Genomic DNA, 3,859 nt, shown 5'->3' on the forward strand with positions numbered 1-3,859 from the left:
AACGACAACGACAACGACAACGACAACGACAACGATAACGACAACGACAACGACAACGACGACATTGGCGGATGAAGCGTTCCCTAATGGACTGGTTTAACTCATCAGTGAACCGTTGCTTACCAACCGGCCGGCGCGCCCTGTTCCGCCAGCCCTGTTCCAGCGGCTGTGCGGCAGCGGGCCGCACCCCACCTGAACGACGCCGCGCCGCCGCGGATTGCCTGGAAATCTCATGAGCCAAGAAGTGACCGCTGCCCCCGACCACCAAGAGCCGCCCGTGGCTGATGAGCACCTGGGGATCGCCGGGCGCACCGCCCGGTTTTTCATCCGCTCCCCGCTCTCCCCGCTCTTCTATGTCGCCATGCTGCTCATGGGGCTCCTGGGGCTGATCCTGACGCCGCGCCAGGAGGACCCGCAGATCTCGGTGCCCATGATCGACATCATGGTGCAGTATCCGGGGGCCTCGGCCCAGCAGGTCGCCAATATGGCGATGCAGCCCCTGGAGCGGATCATGAGCGAGATCCCCGGGGTCAAGCACGTCTACTCCGCCTCCCAGCGCGGCCGGGGCTTCGTCACCGTCGAATTCGACGTGGGGCAGCCGATGGGGCCCTCGCTCGTGAAGGTGAACGACAAGCTCGCCTCCAACATGGACAAGATCCCGCCGGGGGTCCTGCCGCCGCTCGTGAAGAGCAAGGGTGTGGATGACGTGCCGATCGTCACGCTGACCCTGTGGTCCAAGGACCTGGACCAAGACGGCGCCCCCGATGTCGATGACGGGCAGTTGCGCCTGCTCGCCCAGGACGTGCTTCAGGCGATCGGTCAGGTCAAGAACACGGGGCCCGGCATGATCACCGGCGGGCGACGCGAGCAGGTCACCGTCGATGTCTATCCCGAGCGCCTGTCCGGCTATCAGATCAGCCTGGACCAGGTGGCCCAGACGCTCAAGACCGCCAATGCCGAGGCCTCCGCCGGCGGTCTGGAGACCAGCGGTTCGCACTTCACCCTCACCAGCGGCTCCTTCCTGACGGGTGTGGATGACATCAACCGGCTGGTGGTCGGCACCTTCAACAAGGCGCCGGTCTATATCCGTGACCTGGCACGGGTCACCCTGGGGCCCGAGGATGCGACCCAGTTGGTGGCCTATTACACCGGGCCGGCGGCGGCGCGGCAGGACGCACCCCAGGGCCGTCCGGCGGTGACCATCGCCGTGGCCAAGAAGGAATTGACCAATGGCGTGACGGTCGCGAACGCCATCATGGACCGGGTGGAGGAATTGAAGGGCAGCCGTATCCCCAACAATGTCGAGGTCAGCGTCACCCGCAACTACGGTCAGACGGCGGACCAGAAGGTCACGGAGCTGATCCTCAAGCTGATCAAGGCGACCTTCTTCGTCTTCGTGCTGGTGCTCTTTGCCTTCCGGGCCCTGCGCCCGGCCATCGTGGTTATGCTGGTGATCCCGGTGGTGCTCTTCATGACGGTCTTCGTGGCCTGGATCTGGGGCATCACGATCGACCGGGTGAGTCTGTTCGCGCTCATCTTCTCCATCGGCATCCTGGTGGACGATGCCATCGTCGTGATCGAGAACATCTACCGGCGCTGGCTGGCGGACGGCCGCACCGACGACGCGACCGCGGTGGACGCCGTGCGCGAGGTCGGCAATCCCACCATCCTCGCCACCTTCACCGTCATCGCCGCCCTGCTGCCCATGGGCTTCGTGAGCGGCATGATGGGGCCCTATATGGCGCCGATCCCCAAGCTCGGGTCGGTGGCGATGTTCATCTCACTGTTCGCGGCCTTCGTCTTCACCCCCTATCTGGCCATCTCCAAGTGGCTGCGCCCCTCGCTTGCGTACCTGGCCGCGGCGGAGAAGCGCGAGCACCGGGACGCCGAATACATCGAGCGCTTCTTCCGCGCCATCCTGACGCCCCTGATCGAGAGCCCGAAAAAGCGGCGCATCTTCCGGCTGGCCCTGTGGGGGAGTTTCCTGTTCGCCTGCTCCCTGTTCTATTTCCAATGGGTGGCGGTGAAGATGATGCCGCTCGACAACAAGCCCGAGTTCTCGGTCGTCATCGACATGCCGCAGGGCACGGCCCTGCCGGTGACGGCGAACCTGGCCGACACCCTGGCGCAGCAGTTGCGGGTGCTGCCCGAGGTGACCGCCCTGCAGGTCTATGCCGGGACCGCGCGTCCCTTCGACTTCAACGGCATGGTCCGGCACTACTACATGCGCACCGAGCCCTGGCAGGCGGAGATCCAGGTGCAACTCACCGACAAGCACGAACGGCGCCGCACCAGTCACGAGATCGCGGTCGCGGCGCGCGAGACCCTGGACGCCCTGGTGGCGGACCTCAAACCGGCGCTGCGGCCGACGCTCGCGGTGGTGGAGATGCCTCCCGGGCCCCCGGTCCTGCAGTCGGTGGTGGCCGAGATCCACGGGCCTACGCCCGCGCTGCGGCGGCAGTTCGCCCAGGATGTCACGGAATTTTTCCATAAAGCGGAAAGCGCCCGCGACGTGGACAATTATCTGCGCGGGGGCTATGACTATTGGCGCTTCGACGTGGATACCGAGAAGGCGGTTCGGCGCGGCATCTCGGTGGACACGATCAACCGCAATCTGACCATGGCGCTGGGCGGGGCCCCCATCGGGGACATCAAACAGGGGGCGGGCCAGCAGAGCGGCCACGAGCCCACCCAGATCGTCCTGCAGGTCCCGCTGGCGGAGCGCTCCCGGGTCGACGCCCTGGGCGACCTGCCGATCTCATCGAATCAGGGGTTCACGGTCCCCTTGCGTGAACTGGGCCAGTTGCGTCTCGCCAAGGAAGAGAACGTCATTTACAACAAGGACCTGCGTGGGGTGGAGTATGTGGTGGCGGACGTGGGCGGGCGTCTCGCGGCGCCGGTCTATGCCATGTTCCAGGTGCAGGACCTGATGGCGGCGGCCGCCTACCGGGCCCCGGACGGCACCAGCCCCGCCGCCGGCGGGGGCCTGGATGACGCCTTCTACTGGCTGGCGCCCCCGCCGGCCTCCGACCGGCTGTCCCTGGCCTGGGCGGGGGAGTGGACCGTGACCTTCGAGACCTTCCGCGATATGGGCGGGGCCTTCATCGTCGCCCTGCTGCTGATCTATATCCTGGTGGTCTGGGAGTTCGGCAACTTCCGTATCCCGCTCGTGATCATGGCGCCGATCCCGCTCACCCTGCTGGGCATCATCCCAGCCCATTTCATCATGTTCGAGCTGGGCCTGGGGGGGGCGTTCACGGCCACCTCCATGATCGGCTGGATCGCGCTGGCCGGAATCATCGTGCGCAACTCGATCCTGCTGGTCGATTTCTCCATCCACGAGATACGCCAAGGCACCCCGGTGGCCGAGGCCGTGATCCGCGCCTGCAAGGTCCGCACGCGGCCCATCCTCATCACCGCCCTGGCGCTGGTCGCCGGCTCCAGCGTCATCATCACCGACCCGATCTTCCAGGGCATGGCGATTTCGCTGCTGGCCGGCACCGTCGTCTCCACGGTCCTGACCCTGATCGTCATCCCCTTGGGGTGCGTGGCCAAGGCTCGCGATATGTGCGCGGTGGCCGCCGCCACGGCGCTGCATCTGCCGGCCGGCGGGCTGCCGTGCCAGGCCGAGGCGGCGGCGCTCGATGCCGCGCGGCGGGAATCCCGAACGGGCGGCGGGTCCGGGGTCCTGGCGAAGGTCTGGGAGGTGCTGATCCTGATCTTTTACGCCGTGCGGGGCATCTTCATCCTGCTGTTCGATATTGCGAAAAACGCCTTCAGGCCCAAGCCGCCGCCGCGCCCGCGGACGCTGCGGCCGGGCGGCACGCCGTCGGCCGCGGCGCCTGAGCGCCGGACCGCG

1 protein-coding gene is annotated in these 3,859 nt (G+C 66.7%); it reads left to right on the forward strand.

All coding sequences use genetic code 11. From position 1 onward, the window contains the following. Positions 1-232: 232 nt before the first annotated feature. Positions 233-3,859 (forward strand): efflux RND transporter permease subunit (locus tag QZY48_RS13060; RefSeq protein WP_295431291.1); only part of this gene is annotated, 3,627 nt, incomplete at its 3' end.

The organism is uncultured Thiodictyon sp. (genome assembly GCF_903828115.1).
GTDB lineage: Bacteria > Pseudomonadota > Gammaproteobacteria > Chromatiales > Chromatiaceae > Thiodictyon.